Raw genomic sequence first — 25,404 nt, 5'->3', positions numbered from 1 at the left:
TGCTGAGAATGCCATAATGTTAATGAATCCCTCCATATCTTATCGTAGATCCTAAAATAAGCATTGCCACTCCAATAACTGTTACCGCTACAATATGAACGGCCATTTCCTTAAGATTATGCTTGCTTAATTTAGGAATAACAAAGAATCTGGCATGAATTGCGAATGCAAAGGTAAGTAGCAGTAAAATCAATTTTATCGAAATCACCATTCCAATTCCGCTTAAAAAGGAAAACCAATGGTTTACCTTAAGACCAAAATCGTAGGCCATCCATATTCCTGTAACAATTAATAGCAATAAGGCGGGCATTCCAATAGGTTCATATTGTTTTTCGAAGTTGGAGATAATATCAGGGTCATTTTGTTTTAACGCTCTTGGTAAAAAACGGATACTCAAGATAAGATGTCCTCCAACCCAGATAGAAGCAGCTAAAAGATGAAGAATTAAGAGAAGATGATGTAAGGTCATATTTTTATTTTTTTAGTCTGAACATTCCCTACGATAATAAACAGTAGGCCCAACGGTAATAATAGAGAAGCAACAAGAAGGATTAGATGATAATTAGGAATCATTCCATTTCCTAAAAAGTAGAGCATTCCTTGTAAAAAAAGCAATAATTCTGTTAGTATAAAACCGGTAATAAAAATGACAATGCCCGAAATGTCTGCTTTGCTTTTTAAAAAATTCAGATAAGGAGTTTTATACATAAAAAGAAACAAGCAACTATTGATAACACCCAACATAATCAGGTGAATGAAACCGATGGTAAAATTTCTGATGTGGTGGGAGGCGGCTGCCATTTCAGGCCAGATAGTTAGGCATTGCATGACAATTTTCAATGTTAGAGAAAATGATCCCAAAACCAATAACCATTTAGCTACAGTTGGTAGCTGCCTGATATGGAGTAAAGAGCGCTTTTTTATATGCCAACCTGCTATGATTAAGGTAATTAGTTGTAATAGAACACCAATCGTATTCAACCAATAAAGTAGTGGATGAGGATAATACCAATTTAATGGTAAGCCTAAGGTTAAAACAGTTGCGAGAATTAGTAAGGTTATAAAATAGTTGAATTTACGCTGATCGATGCCTAAAGTAAATTCATGAAACTGATTGATAAACAATGCTATCACAGCAAAAAGAAACCATCCGTTAAACTGAAAGTGCAAGAAGAACTGTATTGCCGATTGATACAAAGCGGTGTTTTTTGTGCCTGTGGCTCCAGCAAGGCCTAAGCACCAAATGCCCAATGTGGAAACAAGCATGAATATCAATGCTGCTTTTAGCAATATTCCATCATAATAGGAGTGGGTTTGATGTTCCTTCCATATTTTATAACAGAAGAAGTAACTGCAGAAAATATGGAGTGTAGAGAAAATGATTGAAAATAAAGCATATCCCTGAAGAGGAAAACTGATCATCATCCCCACAACAGAAATTTGTGTTATCCAAAATAAACGCGAATAGATTGGCTGCTCTCGTTTTTCGGTCGACAAGAAATTTTGTATGATTAAGAGGTAAAGCATTAAGTAAACCCATCCTAACATGGCTGTATGAGAATGTCCATGTGTTAAGAAAACATAATTGAGATCTATAGGGGTTACAAACGATAAGCGGAGCATGAAGCCCATCATCGCAGCAATAAAAAAATTACTGAGAGCGATGATTAACCAGCTTTTTTTCATTTTAATACTTTATACGTTTATGAGAAGAATCTATTCCCTAAAAATAAGGTTGATTTGCGAAGTTGAAAGAAGTTCGCGTTTTAATTCTTTAGGTGAAAACCTCAAATCGGAGAGTGTTTTAACATTATTTACAAAGTACTGGATGTAATAATTTCCTTTATAACCTCTTGTTTGCAGATAAGATACCATACGGATTAGATCCGTTGTAGTAATCAAATCAGCATGTACAGTCGTTCTTACTTCAAACTTAATTGTTGATGTCAATAATAAAGAAAGTGTTTGCTCAAATTTTGAAAAGAGGTTTGATTGGGTAATATATTGAAACCGATCGGGCAAGGCTTTAAAATCCAGTGCTACATAATCAATAAGTTCGTCGTTAATCAATTGATGTAAGATCATAGGTCTTGATCCGTTGGTATCAATTTTTACTGTAAATCCCATTGCTTTAATCTTTTCAATAAAAGGGATAATATGCTTATGCATGGTACATTCACCTCCACTAAGTACCACGCCATCTAATAGCCCTTTCCTGGAATCAAGAAATCGATAAACATGCTCAAAACTCAAAGAACCTTTGTTTAAAACAACATCAGGGTTATAACAATATAAACACCGCATATTACAGCCTGCAAACCATAGAATACAGGCTGTTTTATCCGGGTAGTCTAATAAGGTGAAAGGGGTGATGCTATAAATCGGCCCTTGAGGTTTTAATTTCGTTAAAGTGTGTTCGTTGCTGGTGCTCACCTTTTTTTCCTATGTTAAAACTTTCTACCGGCCTGTGATAGCCCATCACTCTTGTGTAGACAAGGCATTTAGTTCTTTTATCCAAGTGTTGGTTAAGAAACTCCTGTGGTGTAGTCTTCATTTGCAGTTGAATTAAGATTATGTTCAGTCAATAACAGATTATCGCATTTTGGGCAGTATTCATGCTCTCCGTTCAGGTATCCATGAACCGGACATATACTGAATACCGGAGTTACCGTAATGTAAGGTAATTTAAAGTTAGTAAGTACTTTTTTTACGAAGTTTTTACATGCCTGAGGTGTGCTGATTTTTTCGCTCATGTACAAGTGAAGAACTGTTCCACCTGTATATTTACATTGCAGCGAATCCTGTAAATATAAAGCCTCAAATGGATCTTCAGTATAATCTACCGGTATCTGAGAACTATTGGTGTAATAGATGTTTTCTTCCTGACCGGCCTGAATAATATCCGGAAAGCGTTTTTTGTCTTCTTTGGCAAAGCGATACGTGGTGCCTTCAGCCGGTGTAGCCTCCAGGTTATAAAGGTTACCGGTTTCTTCCTGAAACTCTTTCATACGAAGACGAATATGATCCAGTATTTCTGAAACAAACTGAATTCCGGTAGTAGAGGTAAGGTCATCCTTATGTTGGGTAAAATTCAGCATCATCTCATTCATGCCATTAACCCCGATGGTCGAAAAATGATTTCTGAAGTCGCGCAGGTATCTTTTGGTATAAGGAAATAAACCACGTTCAAACAGTTCTTGTATAAACGCTCTTTTTTTCTCCAAGGTGTTTTTGGCAATGATTAGGAGTTCATCCAATCGATGATATAACTTTGCTATATTTCCTTGATAGAGATATCCTAAACGTGCCATATTTATCGTTACGACACCAATACTGCCGGTCATTTCAGCACTGCCAAACAGCCCGTTTCCGCGTTTTAATAACTCTCTTAAATCGAGTTGTAAGCGACAACACATACTGCGGACAGCATTAGGTTTGTAAGCATCCGGATTTTCAACCCTTTTTCCATCAGCATCAGTAATGTATTGACTGCCAACGAAGTTCTGAAAGTAAGAAGAACCTATTTTAGCTGTATTTTCAAATAGTAAGTCCACATTTTCTCCTTCCCAATCGAAATCTTCGGTAATGTTCACGGTTGGAATCGGAAAAGTAAAGGGCTGTCCGTTAGCATCTCCTTCGGTCATGACGGTATAATAGGCCTTATTGATAAGATTCATTTCCGGTTGAAAATGACCGTATGTCATATCTGTTAGACTTGCAACACCTCTTTCATTGGCTTTACGAAGAAGGTCTTCATTATTCAGAACAGCAAACAAGTGATGATTATTTTTGGTCGGAATCTGATCTTTTAAATCCTGCGGAGCAATCCAATCCAACGTAATATTGGTAAAAGGTGATTGTCCCCAGCGAGCCGGAACGTTAAGATTATAAATAAAACTTCGTATCGCCTTTAATACATCAGCATAAGAAAGCTGGTCTTTAAAGACATAAGGAGCCAGATAAGTATCAAAAGAACTGAAAGCCTGAGCGCCAGCCCATTCACTTTGAAGAATGCCTAAAAAGTTGGCCATTTGTCCCAACGCTTCCCTAAAATGAGAGGGAGGCCGGCTTTCCACTCTTGTACGAACACCATTAAAACCTTCATCAAGCAAAACCCGAAGACTCCATCCGGCACAGTAACCTGTAAGGCAGTCCAAATCATGAATATGGATATCGCCGTTACGATGAGAATAGCCCTCTTCCTTTGAATAGATTTTATCCAACCAATAATTGGCAATTATCTTTCCGGCCGTATTATTTACGAGTCCGGCGTTAGAATAAGAAGTATTGGCGTTTGCATTAATGCGCCAGTCGGTTTGAGCAATGTATTCTTCTACAGTTTGTGTGCTATTTACATACGTAGTATCCTCATTAAATCCATTGATATGTTCTCGTTGTAATTTTCGTGTATGACGATAAACCATGAACGACTTCATGACCTCAAAATATCCCTTATCAAATAGCGCCTTTTCGATGCAATCTTGAATTTCTTCAATTGCACAAACGCTTTTGGATTCTAAAGTAGCCAACGCTAACTCACAGATATCCGGATCTGTAACGGAGTTCAAACTTTGAAAGGCCTTTGAAATAGCATCTCTTACTTTAAAATCTTCAAATGGCTGGTATTCACCATTTCGTTTGATCACATATTTTATCATACTTAAACTTTAATGAGATTTTTGAAAAACCTGTAAACGATTTTTACAGGGTAATTGCTTGGCCCAAAGGATTATGGGTGATAGGAATGCCGATTTGATTTATTTAAATAAAAAAGTTGATTTTTTATTTAATCATCATCCTGCATGATTTATTACGAGCGAAATTTTCAATTTGAAAGATTTACTGTTTTGCCAAAAGTCAAAACAATAATTCGGAAAGAGTGAAGCGTCAGGATTCATAGTTGGTTATTTTTAAAAAGGACGCGAAGTTTCTAAAAGTATCTGTTCTAAAACATGACGAATGTCATATCTGGATTATTCCCAAAGATATTCTCAAATAATTTCATTTTATAGCCCAAATCTTTTTGGCCATTGTGAAATAATTGTTAAAAGATGATGAAGTTTAAGTTGTAAATAGCTAAGTTATTGGTAATTATGCTATTAGGGTATTTGAATTCATAGGAATCAAGTGCATAAATACATTTTATTCTTAAAAAGACGTCGAAATTCAACTGTTTTTACTAATAAAATATTGTTTTTTTTACTCAGTATAACTACTTATTTGGTGTATTATCCTTGTGACAGAATTTAGATGTTACAACTTTTGCTAAATTTGTAAAAAAAGTAAGTAGCAGTTATTAAAAATAATTTTTATGATAAAGCCGATACCAGTTAACAAAGAAGTTGCATGGGATAAATCCAAGACAATTATGAGCAAAACCGATCCCAGAGGTGTGATTGAGTATGCAAACGATGCATTTATTGAGGTGTCGGGCTACGAAGAGCACGAGTTAATGGGCCAACCTCAAAATATTGTCCGCCATCCGGATATGCCTAAAGTAATTTTTAAAATTCTTTGGGATAATTTGAAAGCTGGCAGAAATATGCATGCTATTATAAAAAACCTCGCCAAAAATGGCCGTTATTATTGGGTGATCACAGATTTTGAGGTTAAACTGGCTGGGGGTGATATCGTTAATTATTATGGAAAAAGAAGAGCCGTTCCACAACCAGTAATAACTGATTTAATAGAACCGCTTTATGAAAAGTTAATTCAGATTGAGAAAGTAGGTGGTGTAGCAGCCAGCGAAAAATACTTTAATGGCTTTTTAGAAGAAAAAGGAAAAGATTACAACGCTTACATCAAAGGCATCATCACAGAAAGTGATAAAAGTGGAGACAAAAAAGGATTTTTTGCTCGCTTCTTTGATTAATATAGCATAATTAGACTTTACCATAATGGGGGCGTATTTCGTCCCCATTTTTTGTTGCTAATTTTTTTCAGGAGTTATGCTTTTTGACAATTTAATCCCTCACTCAATTACAGAATCAATAGCCTTTCCAACCGACCTGGTATTCATATAGTTAATCCCCAGTAACTTGCTTATTGTTTGAGCAATTTGTGTGGAGTATAACTGGCCCTCTGATTTTACCTCACCCAATGGTTTTGCATCGGGGCCAATTACTGCCAACCAAACTTCACCCGCTCCAATTATATTGATTCCGTGACTTTTCCATTTGCCTTTTTGGGCCTCACCACGGCCATGATCTGTCGTGATAATTAAGGTTGTTTTGTCTTTATAAAATGTGTTGCTCTGGACATAATTCCAGATATCACTTATAAATTGATCGATATTGTTAACCGACTGTAGATAATATTCATAATTTCCCTGATGAGCCCATTCATCAGGTTCGCCATATCCAATAAATAACACTCTTGGATGGTGTTTAATTAAATATTCCTTTGCCTGGTAATGGGTAAATACATCTAAACGTGCACCTCCAAATACCGTTGGAACCTGTTTTTGCATGGTGTTTAGTAATTTAGTGGATGTGCTCAAATGGTCTCCTTCAACCTTAGCATATCCTGCATTGACCGGAATTTTAGATCGTTCCTGATTGATAATGTAAGGAAAAACATCCCATGAACCGAAAACGGCTATTTTACCATTAAACTCGTGGCGGTTATTTAAGAATTCAAGGAGCGTTATATTCGGATTGTTCCTTTTTTTATTACCCCTGATAAGCGTATCTACATAACCGCAGAGTATTTCACTATAGCCAGGGTAAGATACCCAATGCGGGTTAGTCATATCCACTTTATTATTCAAGTCGCGATTTCCATACAGCTGACCATTACGGGCAATCGTTTGCCAAACAAAAGGCATTAACTTTTGTCGGCGTTCTTGTGGGGTTTCGGCCCAGAATTGCTCGCTTACTCTGCCAAAATTGGTAGTATAATCTTTATCGTTGATCAATGTTGAATCTGCACCCTTAAATAATTCCTGCCAACGGAAGCCATCAAGAGTTATTAGTATGATGTTCCTGGTTTTAAGTTTTGGTTGGGCAATAGCAATGTTTAAGATGAAAGCAGAAAAGGTGAGGAGGAGTAGCTTTTTCATAACGACAGAAATTAAATTTAACCCCACAATCAGGTTCTTCTAATTTAACCATTTGATTTATGTTGGAATTTATCTATATTTAATTAAATATTTTTTCTATTTACCTAATAATCATAAATTTAGATTATTTCTACTTTCAACTATTTGCCGGAAAGTATTACAACTTTCCTGTGGAAAAACAGATAACCGGGAAATTGCATCTGCATAATTCCATCAGACTTACATTGTAGGTGGTGTTCTGCCTTTTTACGGGGATAACCTGGTTCAAAAATCAAAGTATTGTTTACAGCTTTAATATGCTCTCATGATTTTTCCAGCTGTCAATATTATTCAACAAGAATTAAGTAATGAGTTGAGTTCGTTTCCCGTTACAGTTGATCTGGGTAATATCACCGAGATCGTAAATGACCTGTCTAACGGTGCAAATTCAGACATCATCATCTCCTTAATAAATATTGAAGAAAACAGGATTTCCCGTGAACTTGATTATTACGTTAAAAAAGATAACACAATACTGAAAAAGAATCCTGCCATTCACTTATACTTTACCTTACTGTTTACTTCTGTAAAACCAACTTCAGCGTATGGAATGTCATTGCAAAACCTTCAGCATGTGATTGAATTTTTCCAGAAGAAATTTGTGTTCGATCATTCCAATACCCCTGCATTACATCCCAATATTGAAAAACTGATACTGGAAATGGTGACATTGAACCTTCAACAATTGCATGAAATATGGTCGGTATTGGGAGGTAAATATTATCCATCTGTAATGTACCGGGTTCGCATGGTAACCATTGATAGCATTACCGATATGGAAGGACCGCCTGTTAAAGAGATCATTTTAAATTTTTAAAACTGAATTATGACGGTGTTTACTATACAAAGGGTGGGCGAAACGGTAAAGATCATTTACCGCGAATTATTCGTGATTAAGTTCGCTCATCCTGCTTATGAAACACCTCAAAAGAGTTTTATCGATCAGCATATCAATATTGCAGCTGACGCAGCTACAACAGAGTTGTTTTTGAACAACAGGATCAGCTATCAATTTAGTCAAAATACCTTGACTTGTTTTGTGGAAACCGCATTTTTTAATCCGCCGACAGAAGAACCTAAAATACCACTTATTACGATGCCCGCAGATATGAAAATCCGATTTCTACTGTACAGTAGTAGTGATTTTTTGGCTAAAACCTACGTGGTAGCAACCGGAAGTAAAGAAGCTTATCGCTTTTCTAACCAGGTTAACAATATAAGTGGTGGTTTCACCTTGCTTACAACTCCTGTAGAGAATCATTCTGCCGCAAAAGATTATTCCATAGGCACTTTAGTAAAAAGCGGAAGCAATTTATTCAGTCCCATAAAAACTGTATTGGCCAGTCAAAGCATTGCATTATCCGATACTGCATTCTGGAAGAAACTTCCGGGAGTAGAACAAGTTGCCAGCAATGCCGATCTGAAAGATAGTGCTGCCATACTACTTGATGTTAATTGTTTTGCAGCAATTGATATTCAAAGGACGGGAGTAATAAATAATAGTTACAAGGTTTTAGATACCGGTGATAAACTGTTTAATCCGGCACCAGTATTTACCATACGATTTAAAAGTAGAATTTGAAAATAATTGTTTAACAATCAAAATTTTATACCATGAACGAGTCTGCTATTGCAACACCTGGTGTATATATAAATGAGATTTCTGTTTTACCGCCTTCGATTGCGCAGGTTTCCACTGCAATACCTGCCTTTATTGGCTATACAGAGAAAGCGGTTGACGAACAAGGAATTCCCTTAGTAGGAATTGTTCCTGTTAAGATTTTCAACCTGAAAGAATATGAGCAGCGCTTTGGGAAAGCCGAAAATGAAAAGAATATTACGGTGGATGTTACACTCACCACCACCCCTTCAGTTTCTGTTACTGCCGTTGCAAAATTGGCAGCAGCTCCCAATGCGCATAATATGTATTATGCACTTCGCCTGTATTTCGATAATGGGGGTGGTCCGTGTTACATCGTTTCTGTAAAACCGTCTTCAACGGTAGGAATTTCAGATACAGATCTTGACAATGGGATCAAGGCGTTGGAAGCATATGATGAGCCAACTTTGTTTGTAATTCCTGAAGGACAGGCTATTGCTACGCCAGCAACTTTTTATGCGCTGATGCAAAAAGCTGTTAATCAGTGTGCAAAATTGCAAGACAGGTTTACATTGGTAGATGTGGTTGACAATACAGCTGTAGATACAACTACCAATATCAATAATTTCAGAACTACAGTAGGGCTAAATAAGGACCTTAATTATGCTGCGGCTTACTATCCGAATCTTAAAACCAACTATGAATACCAATACCTGGAAAATCAGGTAAAAGTGAAGTTGGTGAAAAATGGTGGTCCGGCTACCAACACATTTTTAAACGCTTTACTTCCGAATGAAAGCATTGCCTACTATGCTGCCAGAGACGCTATAAAAAGAACCCTGAATCCTGTGCTGCCGCCAACGCCGGCAATAGCAGGAGTGATTGCAGGAACAGATGCCAACAGAGGCGTATGGAAGGCTCCGGCAAATGTGCCGTTGGTGTCTGTATTGGATGTGATGGATTTTGTTACGGACGATGAACAAGCTTCGATGAACATTGATCCGGGGACCGGTAAATCAGTAAATGCGATCAGGCCATTTAACGGAAAAGGGATTGTAGTGTGGGGGGCCAGAACACTTGATGGCAACAGCAGTGAATGGCGGTTTATTCCGGTTCGTCGTTTTTTCATTATGGTAGAAGAATCTGCCAAAAAGGCTACAGCACAGTTTGTTTTTGAGCCTAATGATGCCAATACATGGACGAAAGTTAGGGCCATGATTGAAAATTACCTTACGCTGCTGTGGCGTCAGGGGGCACTGGCAGGTGCTAAACCGGAACATGCTTTTTTCGTCAAATGCGGACTCGGACAAACAATGACTGCACAAGACATTCTTGATGGAAAACTGATTGTAGAGATCGGTATGGCAGCGGTACGGCCTGCAGAATTTATCATTCTTCGCTTTATGCATAAACTACAAGAAAGTTGAGAATAAATAAAATTCGTCACAACTATTATTCACACTAAATAAAACTGATATGGCACAATACCCAATTCCGAAATTTCATTTCCAGGTTGAGTGGGGCGGCGCAAAAATTGGTTTCACCGAAGTAACAGGTCTTGAAGTTTCTACCGAAGTAATTGAATATAGAGACGGCGCTAGTCCGGAATATCATAAAATAAAAATGCCCGGCATGCAAAAATTCTCCAATATCACGATGAAGCGTGGCACTTTTCAAGGTGATAATGATTATTACACCTGGTGGAACACGGTTGCATTGAACACAATTGAACGCAGAAATGTGATTATTTCCTTGTTAAATGAAAACCATGAGCCTGTTGTAGTTTGGAAAATTAAAAACGCCTGGCCTGTGAAAGTGCAATCAACTGATCTGAAAGCAGATGGCAATGAAGTTGCAATTGAGACAATTGAATTGGCGCATGAAGGATTAACCATTCAAAATGAAGCTTAATGATTGAGTATCCACCGGTAGGATTTCATTTTTTGGTGATATTCCAACTTTTTCCAGAATCGCCAAATGATTCCCGTTTCCAGGAAGTAAGCGGATTAGATGCCGAAATAGAAATGGAATCATTTGCTGAAGGAGGGCAGAACAGGTTTACCTGGCAAGCCCCCAAAAGGACAAGGTATGCCGATATAACACTGAAAAGAGGAATGTTCATTGGATCAGGAATTCTGTTGTGGTGCAGAAATGCATTGGAAAACTTTGTTTTTGAACCTGTAAACCTAACAGTTTCATTGCTTAATGAGCAACACGTTCCACTCCAAAGCTGGTATATAGTAAACGCAATTCCCAAGAAATGGTCTGTATCAGGATTCAATGCCCAGGAAAATTCAATAGTAGTCGAATCAATAACATTGAGCTATCAGTATTTCAATATTATCAGTGTTTGAATGATATACTAATGATATAAGAGAAAGAGCGGAGGGAATCAAAATCCGGCCGGCCATGCGCAAGGTTATGTGGGGGAAAGCATTAGGATTTTGTGCCTTTTTCTTTGCTTCGTTTCTTTTGGGCAAGCAAAAGAAATGAAGAGAAATTAAGTAAATGGAAATAAAGCAAATCTTAGACGGTGTAATTTCTTAAATGACTTTAAATAAAGGAAGAAGAGAAGCCAACTAAATCAATTAAAACTATGCCCATTGAAATCAAAGAACTGCACATAAAAGCCATCATCACCAATCGGGATAAAGAAACCAATTCAGGTGCAAGCTTTAAGCAGGAAGATATAAACAAACTGAAAAAAGAAATTACAAAAGAAGTAACTGATAAAGTACTTCGCATTCTTCGTCAAAAAAGTGAACGATAATGGCTCTCGAGTTTGGAAAAATAGAGAAACTATACATCCAGGCCTATAAGGATCCGGACCTAAACGAACCTGTAGGAGGGAAGTTCTATGCGTTAATTAACCCAGAAACCTATACGTATAAATACAAGATTGAATTTTGCGATACACAAGCTCCGGGAACATCCGGAGTGGCGTTGAAGTTCAACAAAATGCCGCCACAAGATTTCAATTTTGATTTCTTGTTTGATAGAACCGGAGCATTCAAAGATGCAGCTACTGAAAACTCATCGGTCTCATCCTTAACAGTTGCAGAACAATTGGATGATTTTAAGAAAAAGATCTTTGAGTATAATGGAGAGAAACACAGGCCAAATTATTTGAAAATCATTTGGGGAACGCTTCTTTTCAAAGGAGTGCTTATTGCATTGGATATTGAATTCAAACTTTTTAAACCGGACGGAACACCTCTACGAGCCATTGCCAAATGCACATTCAAAGGAACGGTAACCGAAGAGCTTAGAGTCGCCAAAGAAAACTCGCAAAGTCCGGATATTACCCATGAACGCATAATAACCGCTAGCGACAGACTTTCACTCATGACACATAACATTTACAATAATCAGGATTATTATACAGATGTGGCAGCTTTTAACAGGCTGGACAGTTTTAGAAAGATAAAACCTGGTGAACGGGTATTATTTCCCAGAATAGATTAATACAATGATTCGATTTATGTTAAAAAAATAAAATGCAATAATTATCAAAAGTGCAAAACTCGCCTTGTATAGTTCGGCAGTTCGTACGAAAGTACTAGTAGAAACTGCGGGAGAACTATACGCAGCGACGGCATTTTTTGCTTACTTTTTTTTGCTGGAGAAAAAAAGTGAGCCCCACTGAAGGTGACTGAAGAAGATAATTTACCGAATCGTGTTTTTGCACGGTTTAATCATTTTAGAATTTATTTTAATACAATGGCATCAACCGATAATACAGTTTTGGTAGAAGACAAGATGGATGTGGTAACCTTGTTGATTAAGGTAGATGGAGAAGAAATATCCCGTCAGTACCATGTTACCTCTTTAACCATTCTTCAGGAAATCAATAAAATACCTACAGCTAATCTTGTTGTTATCGATGGTGAAGCCAGCAAACAGGATTTTTCGATTAGCTCAACCGGACAATTTGTACCCGGAAAGAAAATTGAAATTGAGCTGGGATATTTTAGAAACGGACAATCGGATGATGATAAATTTCTCTTCACCGGAATCATTGTTACCAATACACACAAGATAAATAATAATTGCTGTGAACTAACCATCGAGTGCAAGGACGAAACCATAAAAATGACCGTAAACAAAAGCAACGCTCATTTTAAAAAGAAAATAACCGCTTCTGAAATAGCTGAAGAACTGCTGAATAAAAATAATATATCAACCGAAAAGGTTGCTTCCATCGACCTCAAACATGAACAACTGGTCCAATCCAACATCTCGGACTGGGATTTTATGATTGGAAGAATTGATGTGGCGGGTATGATATGTGTCATCTCCAGTGCTGGAGTTAAGATAAAACAATTAGCAATACAAAATCCGCCAACGAATGAATCAGGAGAAATGCTAAAACTCATTCATGGTAAAAACATACTTGAGTTTAGTGCTGATAAAGATTCTCGAATCCGAAGTGATGAGGTGAAAACCTTGTGCTGGGATTTTAAGGAACAAAAAGTAAGAGTTTCGGGAAACGATGAAAAGATTGTAGAGGAGAAAGAGGATCAAAGTAAAAATGTTTCCAAAGGTTTTGAAATGCGTTCTGCGGCCTTTTTTACGGAAGAAGAGCAAACGGTGTTAGCCAAGACAAAAAAAATAAAGCAAGACTTGTCGGGTATTAAAGGCAAAGTGAAGTACATCGCAAGAACGGATATAACCGTTTTGCCTGGAGATTTTATCGAATTAAGCGGAGTTGGAAATGCCTTTGAGGGGTTTCACTTTGTTTCAGCTGTACAACAAGAATATACCGATGGGTGCTGGATAACAGAAGCGACACTTGGATGGAATGAACAGTTCTTTTCAGAACAAACAAACCCACAACATTCCGCATCCACAACTGGTCAGCCATCAACGGTTCAAGGGTTGCAAATTGGTATAGTAACGAACATTGAAGATAGTGATGGAGAATACAGAGTGCAAGTTAAGCTACCTGTAGTTGATGATAAGGCAGAAGGATTGCACGCTCGTGTTGCAACATTAGACGCAGGAAACAAAAGGGGAACATTCTTCAGGCCCGAGATTGATGATGAAGTAATTGTAGGATTTATCAACGACGATCCTTCAAACCCTGTAATACTCGGAATGCTACATAGTAGTGCTAAATCATCACCTTTAGAGCCTAAGAAGAATAATAATGAAAAAGGCTATGTATCACGTTCTGAAATTAAGCTTCTGTTTGACGATGATAAAAAAAGCGTAATCATACAAACACCGGGAAGCAGGTCTTTTGAAATGAATGATGATAGCGGAACAATTACCCTTAAAGATGGAAACGGCAACAAAATAGTAATGGGGAGTTCCGGAATTACCATAGAAGCATCAAAAGAAATAAAAATAAAGGCAGGCACATCACTTTCACTCGAGGCAAAGAAAATCTCCATAAAATCAGATACAAGTCTGGAAGCGCAGGGGAGTGCATCTGTGAAAATTTCAGGAGGAGGAGCAACAGAAATAAAAGGCGGAGTGGTGAAGATCAACTAAGCATTAGATTAAAATAGGAGATTAAGCAAGAGCTTCATTGCCGTCTGGCTTCAGCCTACGGAATGGATAATTATAATAGATGATTCAACAAGAGCTTCATTGCCGTCTGACTTCAGCCGACGGAGGGAGAAATGAATTATAGAACAAAAACAATAAATCATGTCACTGGCAGCAAGAGTATCTGATATGCATGTTTGTCCGATGGTTACCGGAGTGGTACCCCATGTTGGCGGGCCTATACTCCCTGCTGGAGTGCCTACAGTGCTTATTGGAGGGTTGCCTGCCGCAACGGTTGGAGACATGTGTGTGTGTACAGGCCCGCCTGATTTAATTGTAAAAGGTTCATCCTCTGTATTTATCGGAGGGAAGCCGGCAGCAAGGATGGGAGATACAACTGCACACGGAGGAACAATTGTAATTGGATGCCCGACAGTTATAATAGGGGGATAAGAAATGGATGCAAAAAGATCATTTCTGGGAACAGGGTGGGGATTTCCACCGCAGTTTGATGATATAACTTCTGCAGTAGTGATGATCAGTGATGTAGAAGACATTAACAGTAGTCTTGGTATTTTATTGGCTACCAGGCAAGGAGAGCGGGTTATGCAACCAACCTATGGTTGCAACCTCGACGAGCTGGTGTTCGAACCACTTACCACTACCTTTAAAACCTACATCAAAGACCTGATAGCCACTGCAATTTTATATTATGAACCAAGAATAGATGTAAATAAGATAGACCTGGACGATTCTGAAGAATTGCAGGGAAAGATATTGATAACAGTGGAATATACCGTCAGGTCGACTAATTCGAGGTTCAATTTTGTTTATCCGTATTATAAAACAGAAGGAACAGAGATCAGGAAATAAGTTAGTAAGCTGTACATTATGGCATGTAACGAGAAAAATCCATTGCAGAGAGAGGGAACCAGTGTCCTAACCAGGGTGTTATCCGCCTTGTCTACCTCATTTGCCAAAGCAGATGAAAGACAAGCAGCAGATATCTTGCTTTTTCTGCGACGTTACTCCACCTATTTAAATTACTATAACACTACAAATAGTTTAGCTGGAGATTGGGAACCATTCATGAAAATGGACATAAGCGTTACCCTGGCCTTTTTAATGCGTTTAGATTCCCGAAAATGTTCGGATTATAAGAAATTAGTATATAAAAAAATCAGGCTTAGCGGAACAGATGCGGAAGTTAAAAAAGAGTTTAAATACGTATTCGACCTTCTTTTTTCCTTGTTAAAGATCGTTACCGAGCAATACCATCTATTGCCCGAATCTTATGAGTTTAAGCAGGAAATCGAAAATCTGATAAAAACTAAACTATTGCTTCCTGCCGTTAATCTCAAAAAATTATATGACAATTTTAACACCGATGGCCTATTAAATACGGGCACAGATATCGATAGTGCGGCGCCAATTAACACAGCCTCAAGTAGTAGTTTTGCATTAACCGATCTGGGAACAGAATGGACGCTTCCACTTCCGGTTACCGGATTAACGGTGCCTCCTTCCTTACCAAGTGTAAAAGATAAGGTAGTTTATAGTATCAACCATAATTTCTTTAATGCCCAGATCGAATCCTTGCTAAAAGCAATAGCCACACTGGCAGAAAAATCCGCAGTACTGTTTGAAAAAACACTTGAAGATTATCCATCACACACTCCTCATTATGCATTAGTCATTGCTTTTGTAAAGCTATTTGCAAAAGCACAAGATGAATTAAACAACTATACCAAACGACATCTCGACTTTTATTATAAAGAAGTGTTGCAGTTGGTTAATAAAAAAGCAGAAACCGACAAAGCCCATTTATTGCTTGAATTGCAGAAACCTGTTCCTAAACATTTATTAACCAAAGGAACACTATTTAAGGGCGGAAAAGACAGCATAACCGGGAAAGAACTTAGTTATGCGTTGGTTGAGGATGTAGTGTTTAATAAAGCAGTAGTAGAACAAATTCAATCCATTCAATTTCTAAATAAATCAAAAGAGTTGCTAGTGGCATCGCCAATTTCAGCTTCAGAAGATGGTCAGGGAGCCAAGCTGGTTTCGGTTGATAAAAGCTGGTTTACCTTTGGCAATCCCGAAACTATAAAAGAGGCTACTACAGGTTTTGCAATTGTGTCTAATCTACTGTTCTTAAACGAAGGACAACGAACAGTAACGATAACCGTAACCTTTGCCAATGGTACCACTACTTTTGCTGATACATCCTCATTACCGCATTCGAGATTTTTTAAAGGCGAATTAACAGGTAATAAAGGTTGGCATACGGTAGATTTGCAGGTAATAGGAAATAGTATTGGTGACCAACTCACATTTTCATTAACACTAAGTCCGGATGACCCACCTATTATCCCTTATACAGAAAACATACACAAGGAAAGCATAGAAACGGATTTACCGATTTTAAAGATCTATCTGAATCAATCTTCAGCATTTTCTTATCCATATCGTTTATTAACCAAAGACCGAATCAATACCATACAGGTAGCTGTTGATGTTGTTGGGGTAAGGAATTTGCAGCTTTCAAATAATACGGGGTCTGTTGATGCTTCAAAGCCATTTAAACCTTATGGCGAATTTCCTGACTCGGATGCTTTATTTTACATTGGCAGTAAAGAAATATTCCAGAAAAGCTTAACAGAAATACAGTTTGTTTTTGGAGAAAAGATACCTTACAACAGCCAAATAGGTTATTTATACCAGGGAAACTGGGTAGCTATCAGTGGAACTTCAGCAGGTGTGGATGCATTTAATTTAAACAGTAATTACATTCCTTCTGCTAAAGATTTTTCGGAGAATGAACCACTTGCATCAACTACTTTAACGGGATTTATTCGTTTACAAATAGGTGTAAGTGACTATTCAAAAGACACCTATTTATCGGCTGTCCAAACGCAAATAAACAGCACCACCATTAGCCAAACCACTGATACAACACCAACGTATAAAATTAATACTGGGCCGATCGCTTCGCCTCCGGAACTGAATTTATCAGCTTTTTCTATTAATTACAAAGCAACCGTAGTTATTCCTCTTAATGCGGTTAATACAAATAGCAATAACCGTTTTCTGCATTTAGCACCATTTGGGTATTATGAAGTTGCGTTTGATAACGCCTTACCATCAGCCAAAATAAGTTTGGTTGCCCAAATGGATAACAATGGCGAACTATTTATTGGGCTCGATAACACCGAACCGGAAGAAGTGGTGAATATCTTATTCCAGGTGGCAGAAGGTTCTTCCAATCCGCTTAAAAACGAGGAAAAATTGCTTTGGCATTACCTGGCTGTTGGTAATAAGTGGATAGAATTTGAGAGTAAGCATATTATCGACAGAACCAATAATTTAACACAATCCGGTATTGTTACGGCTACACTTCCATTAACGATAAGTAATCAATGTACCGCACAGCAAAAAGGGCTTTATTGGATCAGAATTGCTGCTAAACAAAACCCGGATGCAGTTTGCAAATTGATGATGGTACAGGCTCAAGCGGCGCAGGTAACTTTAGTGCAGGATGAAACGAAGCAAATTGAGTTTTCTCAAACCTTGCGAGCCGGTACAATTTCCAAACTGGTAGTTAGTGAGTCGGCCATAAAAAGCATTGTTCAACCTTTCGATTCCTTTGGAGGAAGAACTAGAGAATCGGACGAGCATTTTTATACAAGAGTAAGCGAAAGGTTAAGGCATAAACAAAGAGCCATCACCATTTGGGATTATGAGCACATTATACTCGAACAATTCCCTCAAATAAGTAAGGTAAAATGCATTAATCATGCGGGGTTTTATACAGAAACTGATAACTCGGAGGTTTTCTGCGAAAATTTCCCGGGTCATGTAACCATTATTACTATTCCTGATTTCAGGAACAAATCCGGTATCAATCCTTTAAAACCTTACACTCCGATAGGCACACTGGTTAACATGGATGCCTACCTGCATAAGCTAATTTCTCCTTTTGTGAAACTGCATGTAAAAAATCCGCAGTTCGAAGAAGTTCAGTTTGAATTTATGGTAAGTTTTTATGAAAATCTTGATAACTCCTTTTACAGGCAATTGCTCGATAAGGAAATTGAGAAATTTCTGACACCATGGGCCTTCGACATAAGCAATGAGATTTCTTTTGGAGGAAAGATCATAAAATCTGAAGTGTTAAATTTTGTGGAGGAGCGGCCTTATGTTGATTACGTTACCTGCTTTAAAATGCATCACATCATACAACGCAATGGCGCTGTACATACGATTGAAAAAAGAGACGTAGAAGTTGCAATACCTTCTACGGCACGGTCATTACTGGTATCTTATACTAATGAGATAACAAAGATTACTCACCTTATTGATTCACCTGCCACCTGTGAATGCTGATGGAAGAAAAAACGACCATATCGAAAAATAGGAAACTTCCGCAAGCAATGGATTATGAATTATTGCGTAAGGAAGGATTACGACATATTGAGAGTTTATCAAGCGATTTATGGACAGATTATAATGTGCATGATCCGGGCATCACCATCTTGGAAGCATTGTGCTATGCGATCACCGAACTTGGCTACCGTTGTCAGTTCGATATGAAGGATCTCCTTTCGGATGTGAATGGCAACTTAGTAAGCGGACAAACCTTCTTTACTGCTAAGCAAATTCTTACAGTAAATCCTTTAACCATAAATGATTACCGTAAGTTGTTGGTTGATCTGGCCGGCGTGCAGAATGCCTGGCTAATTGCTGAAGATGTGCAGATGGTGAACGGAAAAACAGTTCCGGTAAATGAAGTGCCAATATATGCCGATTGTATCAATGATCAGTTAATCTATACTCCTAATGAGCATCCGCTATTTCTTTCGGGTTTGTACAGGGTATTGCTTTCGCTCGATTATGATGATCAATTTGGCGATTTAAATGATGGAGATATCGTAACGGGTAATCCTGAGTTAGTCGGGAAATATGTTGAAAATGAGTTTTATTTTTCCATTGAACTGGATGCTTGGAAGAATGCAGATTTTGATTTCGCGCAACTGGCTAAAGATAAAACCAAGATTCAGTCGGCAGTATTATCGGCCGGTAAAAATGGCTGGACCTGTGCTTTAACTGTATCCGGAGTGCCGAATCCTAAAGTATTTGGCGTCACCATTTCAAAACTGCCCGAATCAGGCAAGCTGAGTGAAGCAGATGCTCAGAGCATGTTTGATAATAAAGATTGGGTGGCGGGAATTTTTGCTCAATATCTTTCAAAAATTAAGCTTGCACAAACGATAGTAAAGAGTGCCATTAAAACCTTGCATGAGCACCGGAATCTGTGTGAAGATTTTGTGGAGGTTACAACAGCAGATACCGATCAGATTGCTTTTTGTTTTGATACGGATGTTAGGCCCGATGCAGATATTGAAAAGGTACAGGCGGAAATTTTTTATTTGATTGAAAACTATTTAAATCCTCCTGTTCAATTCTTCTCATTAAAAGAACTGTTGGAGAAGAAGGTTCCTGTTGATGAAATATTCAATGGTCCGGTATTGCAACACGGATTCATTGATACCATTCAGCTGGAATCGACCAATCTGAAAAAGGAAATATACGCTTCCGACATCATTAATTTACTAATGGATATTGAAGGCGTTATTGCGATCAGGAATTTCCAGATGACCAAATATAAAGAGAACGGAGAGCCGGATAATGCATTTAAAAACCTTAAATGGTGCATGCCTGTGAAACCATTTCACAAACCGGTACTTCGAACTGATAAATCAAAAATCCTGCTTTTTAAGAATGAGTTTCCTTTTATAGCCCGGTATGATGAAGTGAAGGACACGGTTTTATTATTGCATGCCATTCGATCGAGAAATAAATTAAGTGGTTTGCAAGATGATATTCCTGTTCCGAAAGGTGCTAAGCGGGATACGGAGAGTTACTGGCCTGTTCAATATGATTTTCCATTGGTGTATGGGATAGGTGAAGCCGGACTGGCTGAAGGTGTTACACCTGAGCGGAAGGCGCAGCAGCGGCAGCTAAAAGCTTATCTGTTATTTTATGAGCAGTTATTAGCCGATTTCTTTTCACAGCTGTCTTTTTCACACGAGCTTTTCTCTACTGATAAGATTAAACATACCTATTATGCGCAATTCTTAGCCGACATTAAGAATATTGAGACCATTTATAAACCCAATGTGGCTTCTGCCATTCTTAACGATGCAATTAGTGATCCTGATGCAACAAAAGCTGAAAAGAATGAATGGCAAAAGCTTTATGAAACGAAGGAAACTTTCGAAGACAGAAGAGGTCGGTTCTTTGACCATTTGCTGGCCCGATTTGCAGAATCTTTTAATGATTATGCGCTAATGATGTATACCATTAATTATGAAGAGCAAACAGAAGAAAAAATAAGCTTTGAAGAGCTGTCGACGGCAAAAATACTGACCCTGCAACAATACGATGATATAAGCGCTAACCGGGGCAAAGCATTTAACTATTTTCCTCAGATTGTACAGGTGGTTGGTGATGATGTTCAATTTTTACCTGACCCTACTAAGTATTGGGATACAGATAATGTATCAGGACTGGAAAAACGGATTTGTGCGCTTACTGGCATCAAAGATCATAAGAGGAGATTCCTGTATTGTATTAAGCAAATTGAAATCATCTGCACGGAAAAAGAAGTGTTGGTGGAAGGTAATAAGGTGCTAAAGTGCTTCCATAGTTTTACAGTAACCCCGCTGAATGGTACTCAACTGATTTCAAAAGAGTATGAAATCAAAACAGATGCAGAAGCCGCATTGGCAGATGTTATAAACGGTGGTGCCGTTAAAACCAATTATTCGGTGATTACCGTAGGTGGTAAGTTCAAAATAAGCTACAAAGACATTCTTACGGGTGTAAATGAATATAATTCACAAGGTGATGCGACTACAGCAATTAATGAAATTGCCTTAGAATTTGAAGGAACCTGTAATGACCCTGAAGGTCTCCACCTTATCGAACATATCTTGCTCAGACCGCGCACCAATCAATTCGATTTAATGCAGGTGTGTCTGCACGATTGTGATTGTCCGTGCGAAATCGATCCATATACATTCAGAGCATCGGTTGTATTACCATACTGGCCAGGACATTTTGACAATCCTGCTTTCCGGAGCTATTTCGAAAACAGGTTAAGGGAAGAAGCTCCAGCGCATGTAATGCTAAAGATCTGCTGGCTCAATAATGACCTGATGCGAGAATTTGAGGTTCGCTATAAAAGGTGGATTGAACTGTTGGCGGCTTACTCGTTTGATAAAATCGCTAATGAGGCCGACTTTATGGATGCTAATAATAAAATGATTGAAATACTTGAACGTCTGCATAGTGAATATCCGCAGGCAACATTACACAACTGCGACGAGAGTAAGGAGGGAAGCAATACAGTTGTATTAAATAAAACAGTTTTGGGAACATTTAAAACTTAATATTATGGGTATGCAAACCAGTTTTCCTGTATTTGATGCCGATCAGGTGCTTACTAATAATCACCTGAATGATTTGCGCAAATATCTTGATGAGCAAAACAGGTTAACCCGTTCAAAATTAATCGGGTCGGGTATCGTGTGTGGATTGGAAATTACTGTCAGTTCATCAGCTATCAAGATATCAAAAGGTTGTGGACTCACATCTCAAGGGTTTCTGATTACACTGTGCGATAGTGAATACACGCATTGCATCCCCTATACTGCGCCTGAGTTTCCGGAAGACTTTGACTTTATTTCTCAATGTGGAAACGGTGTGCCGGGTTCTGTCCCTTTCTATAAGCCAGGTTTTACCGAACCGATGCTTCAGTTGATCAGCGCGAAAGAATTAGAAGGATTAAGTACCGAGATCAAGAATACTGCTGTTGCTTTATCGGCTATGAGCGTTCAGACATTGAGTGAGCTGGCTGTTGTGTTATTTTTGGAAGCTGAACAGATTAAGTTAAAGAATTGTGATACAAATGATTGTAATGATAAGGGCAGTCGTATGGATTTTGAGCCTAAAGTACTGCTGGTACAAAAGGCTGTATTAGATCGAATCAATGCCGACTCTAAAGGGCAGGTTACTAAAAACAACCTTCCTCATGTTGAGCTCAAACGATACAATGTTCCGGTAAGAAATCTGTTAACCACATCGGCCGTATTAGCAGCATTTGCTGATATTACCAATGATGCCACTATTGATAAAATCGATGAAGCATTAAACAGTAGTTTCACCAATTATAGTTATTTACTTGATGAGCAAGGCGGAAATCCTTTTGGAGGTGTCGGTAATACACTCAAGTCAATCCGGCAGAAAATAGTCACTACCAACCCGTTATTCATCCAATACTTCTATGATTTTCTTGATGATCTGATTAAAGCCTATTATGAATTCAGGGAAAAAGCCTATTACGTGTATAGCGAATGTTGCATGGATGAGATGCGATTCCCACTTCATCTAATGCTTGGTGAAGCTACCGTTAACACTTTACCGGGTAAACAATCAGCCTACAGGGAGTTTTTTATCTATTCGCCGCTGTTTGATGCTCAAAACTATCGCTTAGGAGAGGTCCGTTTTCTTTTTGCCCGGTTGAAATTATTAATTCAGAACTTTTCGACAGATGATGCCACTTTATTCGAAAAGAGGGTCATTAAGATTACACCAAGTAACCTTGGAAAATCCCATTTATCTGAACGTTGCATACCCTATTATTATAATGTGATCGGAGGAGCTAACCAACCTGCTTTGTTTAAGTTTTGGAACTACAAAAAAACACTGCATGGTGAAGCCGATTATAATTTAAGTTATAAGAGTAATGAATATGCAGATCCAACCAATCTGTTGGTTAGGGATCCGTTATTATTTGATATTGAAAAGTATAACTTTTTCAGAGTAGAGGGTCACATTGGCAAGCAAGTGGGTGTTGCATTGCCAGGCATAATCAACATCAAACAAGAATATAATCTTCCTGCCGAAGTGATTGCATTGAGTGCCGACTATATAGGGGCTATATTAAAAGGAGAGGAACCTCAATGTGTTATCCAGGATTTAGAAGCAGATTACCGGATCATCATCGCCGAATTTATCTGTAAACTGCATGATGCTTTCTGTAGTATTTACAGGTTTGACTTTAGCCCAAAACCACTTGAGCTCGTTGCGGTAAGATCGAAAGCAAAAGCTGTAGCAGCCGCGGCAACTAATGAAGAAGATGAAGATCTTGAAGTGAATGAACTGATCGGTAAAACCGATTTTGATGGATTAGCGGTCAATCATCCGGTTTTGTCGCGACTGGTAAGTGAGGCTCATATCACCAAAAATTACGTAAAAGGAAGTTCAATATTGAGGATTTGCGGTGTCAGAAAAGGCTCTATCGGTGATATTTATTTATCCAATATTTCCGACAATATTTTCACCAATCCGATTTCACTGAATACCAAAATAAGAGCTGCCAGCTTGTATTTCAGGTTCTTTGAACTGATCGATAGTATTGAGAGCATGTTTAAAATTTTGCTGAACAATGAACTTTCGGAGCTAAACCTTACTGAATTTAAAAATGCCTACATCCGTTATGAGAAAGAGGTAAAGAACCTTGCGAAACAGTTGAGGGTGATCACTGATAAGGTTCAGGTCTTTTTGAGTACCTGTATAGTAGAAAAGCTGGAAGCATTGAAAGATGAATACCGTCGACGCATGAATCAATATGCACTTGCCCGAAAGTTTAATAATTACTTTAAAGCTCATGGAGGCATCGAGCATAAAGCGGGTGTGAGTAAAGGCGGTACCTTTATCTTGGTTTATTATGAGGAAACCCGAAACAGAAGATTTGATATAAGTGCTTTATTTGTTAATAAAAACTTAGGCAGGCTAATGCTTGCCAAACATCCTGATCTGCTTGCCAGAGATGTACCGGATGCTGAACTCAAGGCGGCAACAGAGGAATTGCAAACAGCTGTGGAATTTAAATGTCCGGAACAGTTTACTTTTTTAACAAATGCGGTAAAAGATTATTTAAAGACTGATATTAATATTCCGGAGGCTTCAAGGGAGGCTTTATTGGCGGCATTGCGAAAAGCCCCGGAAAGGCCGGGTTTTTCATTCGCCTCTGGAACGGTAATAGCCGATTTTTATGTTCCATACATATGTTGCAGTGATTGCACGCCTGTTTCTTATGTATTGCAACCACCTGAACCATTGCCGTTAAGTGTTTTTGCAGACCAACCTATTTGTAATACGGAAGGTACATCTTATTCAGTAAGGTTAGAGGTAAGTGGCGGTACTGGTCCATACACATTCATTGTAAATAATGTTGAACAAACTAACAATACCATTGTACTGGCAAGTGGCAGTCCGGATACAAAAGTTACCGTAAAGGATGCGGCCGGAAAAACTGCAGAAATCGTCATTAAGAGCCATACCTGTCAGCCACCATGTAACTTACCTTGTGATGGTAACTCGCAAGCTTGTCGCTATATCTTATGGGTTGCCAAACCTGTAGGAACCAGGATTGTCCATGAAACAAGAGGTGCAAAATTGAGATTAGTTGATGAAAATAACCAGGAAACAGTAATTAATCTGATGCCTGTTTTTAAAGAAGTATTTGAATCAGTTCATAACGTCATCCTCGCCACTAATTTCGATTCCATTTTTAAAGCGCTTACTGAAAAGATAAACAATGTTATACCTGCCAAATTTATTGGCAATAATAAGCCAATGTTTACCTATGATGCTGAAAATCAACTTTGGATCATTGATAAATTCGATTGTCATGAGGTTACATTAACGTTAGAAGTGTTTATGAGCTTCAGCGACGAGCAACTCATTCTGAATATTATTTATGATAAAGATGGGGTAACCATAGTTGATACACAACGACAAACTAAGGTAATTGTACCGCCATTCGGCTGTGTACAGGTTAATAAATGCACTGGGAAGGTTGTAAACAAATGCAACGAAACGTTAAAGATCGATGAGATCAAAGGAAGCCAGGTTGAGTTTAACCAGCCGTTCTTCAACTTCAGTACGAAACCTATTTTTGATAAGTATTTCTGGTATTTCCATACCGGAATCCCATTGTATTCGGATCAGGTGGCGCCTCAGAAAGTGCAGCTATTGCCATCTCAGGAACAGCCAACAGTCCGCGTAATTGGTATCAAATCAAGCAACGGTTGTTTCGCTTTATTGGAGACAAAAGTGGCACTCGACATTATTGTAGGATAAA

At 38.3% G+C, this 25,404-nt stretch carries 20 protein-coding genes; 14 read left to right on the top strand and 6 right to left on the bottom strand.

The window, feature by feature from the left end; genetic code table 11:
- Positions 1-19: 19 nt before the first annotated feature.
- The 5 genes from SOLCA_RS10595 to SOLCA_RS10580 are packed head-to-tail and all read right to left on the bottom strand — an operon-like array spanning position 20 to position 4,658.
- Positions 20-469, bottom strand: coding sequence for a CopD family protein (locus tag SOLCA_RS10595; RefSeq protein ID WP_014680447.1), 450 nt, complete (start codon positions 467-469; stop codon positions 20-22).
- The gene (locus SOLCA_RS10590; protein WP_014680446.1) at positions 466-1,686 is read right to left on the bottom strand and encodes a hypothetical protein; all 1,221 of its coding nucleotides are present in this window, start codon (positions 1,684-1,686) and stop codon (positions 466-468) included. The genes SOLCA_RS10595 and SOLCA_RS10590 overlap by 4 nt, the downstream gene beginning before the upstream one ends.
- 30 nt (positions 1,687-1,716) lie before the next feature.
- Positions 1,717-2,433: an anaerobic ribonucleoside-triphosphate reductase activating protein gene (locus tag SOLCA_RS10585; RefSeq protein ID WP_014680445.1), complete on the bottom strand. Its 717-nt coding sequence runs from the start codon at positions 2,431-2,433 to the stop codon at positions 1,717-1,719.
- Positions 2,375-2,554, bottom strand: coding sequence for an anaerobic ribonucleoside-triphosphate reductase (gene nrdD / locus SOLCA_RS23825; RefSeq protein ID WP_014680444.1), 180 nt, complete (start codon positions 2,552-2,554; stop codon positions 2,375-2,377). Before nrdD ends, SOLCA_RS10585 begins: the two co-directional genes overlap by 59 nt.
- Positions 2,526-4,658 (bottom strand): ribonucleoside triphosphate reductase, encoded by a 2,133-nt coding sequence (locus SOLCA_RS10580; RefSeq protein WP_014680443.1) that lies wholly within the window; start codon positions 4,656-4,658, stop codon positions 2,526-2,528. Before SOLCA_RS10580 ends, nrdD begins: the two co-directional genes overlap by 29 nt.
- 653 nt (positions 4,659-5,311) lie before the next feature.
- On the opposite strand from SOLCA_RS10580, the gene SOLCA_RS10575 reads away from it, so the two are divergent.
- Entirely contained in the window at positions 5,312-5,872 is a 561-nt protein-coding gene (locus tag SOLCA_RS10575) for a PAS domain-containing protein (RefSeq protein WP_014680442.1), read from the top strand.
- Positions 5,873-5,971: 99 nt separating this feature from the next.
- On the opposite strand, the gene SOLCA_RS10570 is transcribed toward SOLCA_RS10575, so the two are convergent.
- Positions 5,972-7,060, bottom strand: coding sequence for an alkaline phosphatase family protein (locus tag SOLCA_RS10570; protein ID WP_014680441.1), 1,089 nt, complete (start codon positions 7,058-7,060; stop codon positions 5,972-5,974).
- Positions 7,061-7,364: 304 nt separating this feature from the next.
- Here SOLCA_RS10570 and SOLCA_RS10565 point away from each other — a divergent pair, with 304 nt between their 5' ends.
- The 13 genes from SOLCA_RS10565 to SOLCA_RS10510 all read left to right on the top strand — a co-directional run bounded on the left by SOLCA_RS10565 (position 7,365) and on the right by SOLCA_RS10510 (position 25,403).
- On the top strand, positions 7,365-7,916 hold the full coding sequence (locus SOLCA_RS10565; protein ID WP_014680440.1) for a DUF4255 domain-containing protein: 552 nt from the start codon (positions 7,365-7,367) through the stop codon (positions 7,914-7,916).
- A gap of 9 nt (positions 7,917-7,925) precedes the next feature.
- Complete coding sequence (locus SOLCA_RS10560; RefSeq protein ID WP_014680439.1) at positions 7,926-8,681, top strand: hypothetical protein; 756 nt, start codon at positions 7,926-7,928, stop codon at positions 8,679-8,681.
- A 32-nt stretch (positions 8,682-8,713) separates the two neighbouring features.
- On the top strand, positions 8,714-10,126 hold the full coding sequence (locus tag SOLCA_RS10555) for a phage tail sheath family protein (RefSeq protein WP_014680438.1): 1,413 nt from the start codon (positions 8,714-8,716) through the stop codon (positions 10,124-10,126).
- A gap of 49 nt (positions 10,127-10,175) precedes the next feature.
- Complete coding sequence (locus tag SOLCA_RS10550; protein ID WP_014680437.1) at positions 10,176-10,610, top strand: phage tail protein; 435 nt, start codon at positions 10,176-10,178, stop codon at positions 10,608-10,610.
- Positions 10,610-11,053: a phage tail protein gene (locus SOLCA_RS10545; protein WP_014680436.1), complete on the top strand. Its 444-nt coding sequence runs from the start codon at positions 10,610-10,612 to the stop codon at positions 11,051-11,053. The genes SOLCA_RS10550 and SOLCA_RS10545 overlap by 1 nt, the downstream gene beginning before the upstream one ends.
- A 242-nt stretch (positions 11,054-11,295) precedes the next feature.
- Positions 11,296-11,469, top strand: a complete 174-nt coding sequence (locus SOLCA_RS23140) for a DUF5908 family protein (RefSeq protein ID WP_014680435.1) — start codon at positions 11,296-11,298, stop codon at positions 11,467-11,469.
- Positions 11,469-12,164, top strand: a complete 696-nt coding sequence (locus tag SOLCA_RS10540) for a CIS tube protein (RefSeq protein ID WP_014680434.1) — start codon at positions 11,469-11,471, stop codon at positions 12,162-12,164. The genes SOLCA_RS23140 and SOLCA_RS10540 overlap by 1 nt, the downstream gene beginning before the upstream one ends.
- A 255-nt stretch (positions 12,165-12,419) precedes the next feature.
- Positions 12,420-14,195 carry a type VI secretion system tip protein VgrG gene (vgrG, locus tag SOLCA_RS10535; RefSeq protein ID WP_014680433.1) on the top strand — a complete coding sequence of 592 codons (1,776 nt, stop codon included), beginning with the start codon at positions 12,420-12,422 and terminating at the stop codon, positions 14,193-14,195.
- A 159-nt stretch (positions 14,196-14,354) separates the two neighbouring features.
- Entirely contained in the window at positions 14,355-14,645 is a 291-nt protein-coding gene (locus SOLCA_RS10530) for a PAAR domain-containing protein (RefSeq protein WP_014680432.1), read from the top strand.
- Between the two features lie 3 nt (positions 14,646-14,648).
- Complete coding sequence (locus SOLCA_RS10525) at positions 14,649-15,065, top strand: GPW/gp25 family protein (RefSeq protein WP_014680431.1); 417 nt, start codon at positions 14,649-14,651, stop codon at positions 15,063-15,065.
- A gap of 18 nt (positions 15,066-15,083) precedes the next feature.
- On the top strand, positions 15,084-18,578 hold the full coding sequence (locus tag SOLCA_RS10520) for a baseplate J/gp47 family protein (RefSeq protein WP_014680430.1): 3,495 nt from the start codon (positions 15,084-15,086) through the stop codon (positions 18,576-18,578).
- On the top strand, positions 18,578-21,646 hold the full coding sequence (locus SOLCA_RS10515; RefSeq protein ID WP_014680429.1) for a hypothetical protein: 3,069 nt from the start codon (positions 18,578-18,580) through the stop codon (positions 21,644-21,646). Before SOLCA_RS10520 ends, SOLCA_RS10515 begins: the two co-directional genes overlap by 1 nt.
- Positions 21,647-21,656: 10 nt before the next feature.
- On the top strand, positions 21,657-25,403 hold the full coding sequence (locus SOLCA_RS10510) for a hypothetical protein (protein ID WP_157604552.1): 3,747 nt from the start codon (positions 21,657-21,659) through the stop codon (positions 25,401-25,403).
- Position 25,404 lies beyond the last annotated feature (1 nt).

It is taken from the genome of Solitalea canadensis DSM 3403, assembly GCF_000242635.2.
Lineage (GTDB): Bacteria > Bacteroidota > Bacteroidia > Sphingobacteriales > Sphingobacteriaceae > Solitalea > Solitalea canadensis.
Note: the sequence above shows the minus strand (reverse complement) of the source record. Positions and strands in the feature narration are given on the sequence as shown.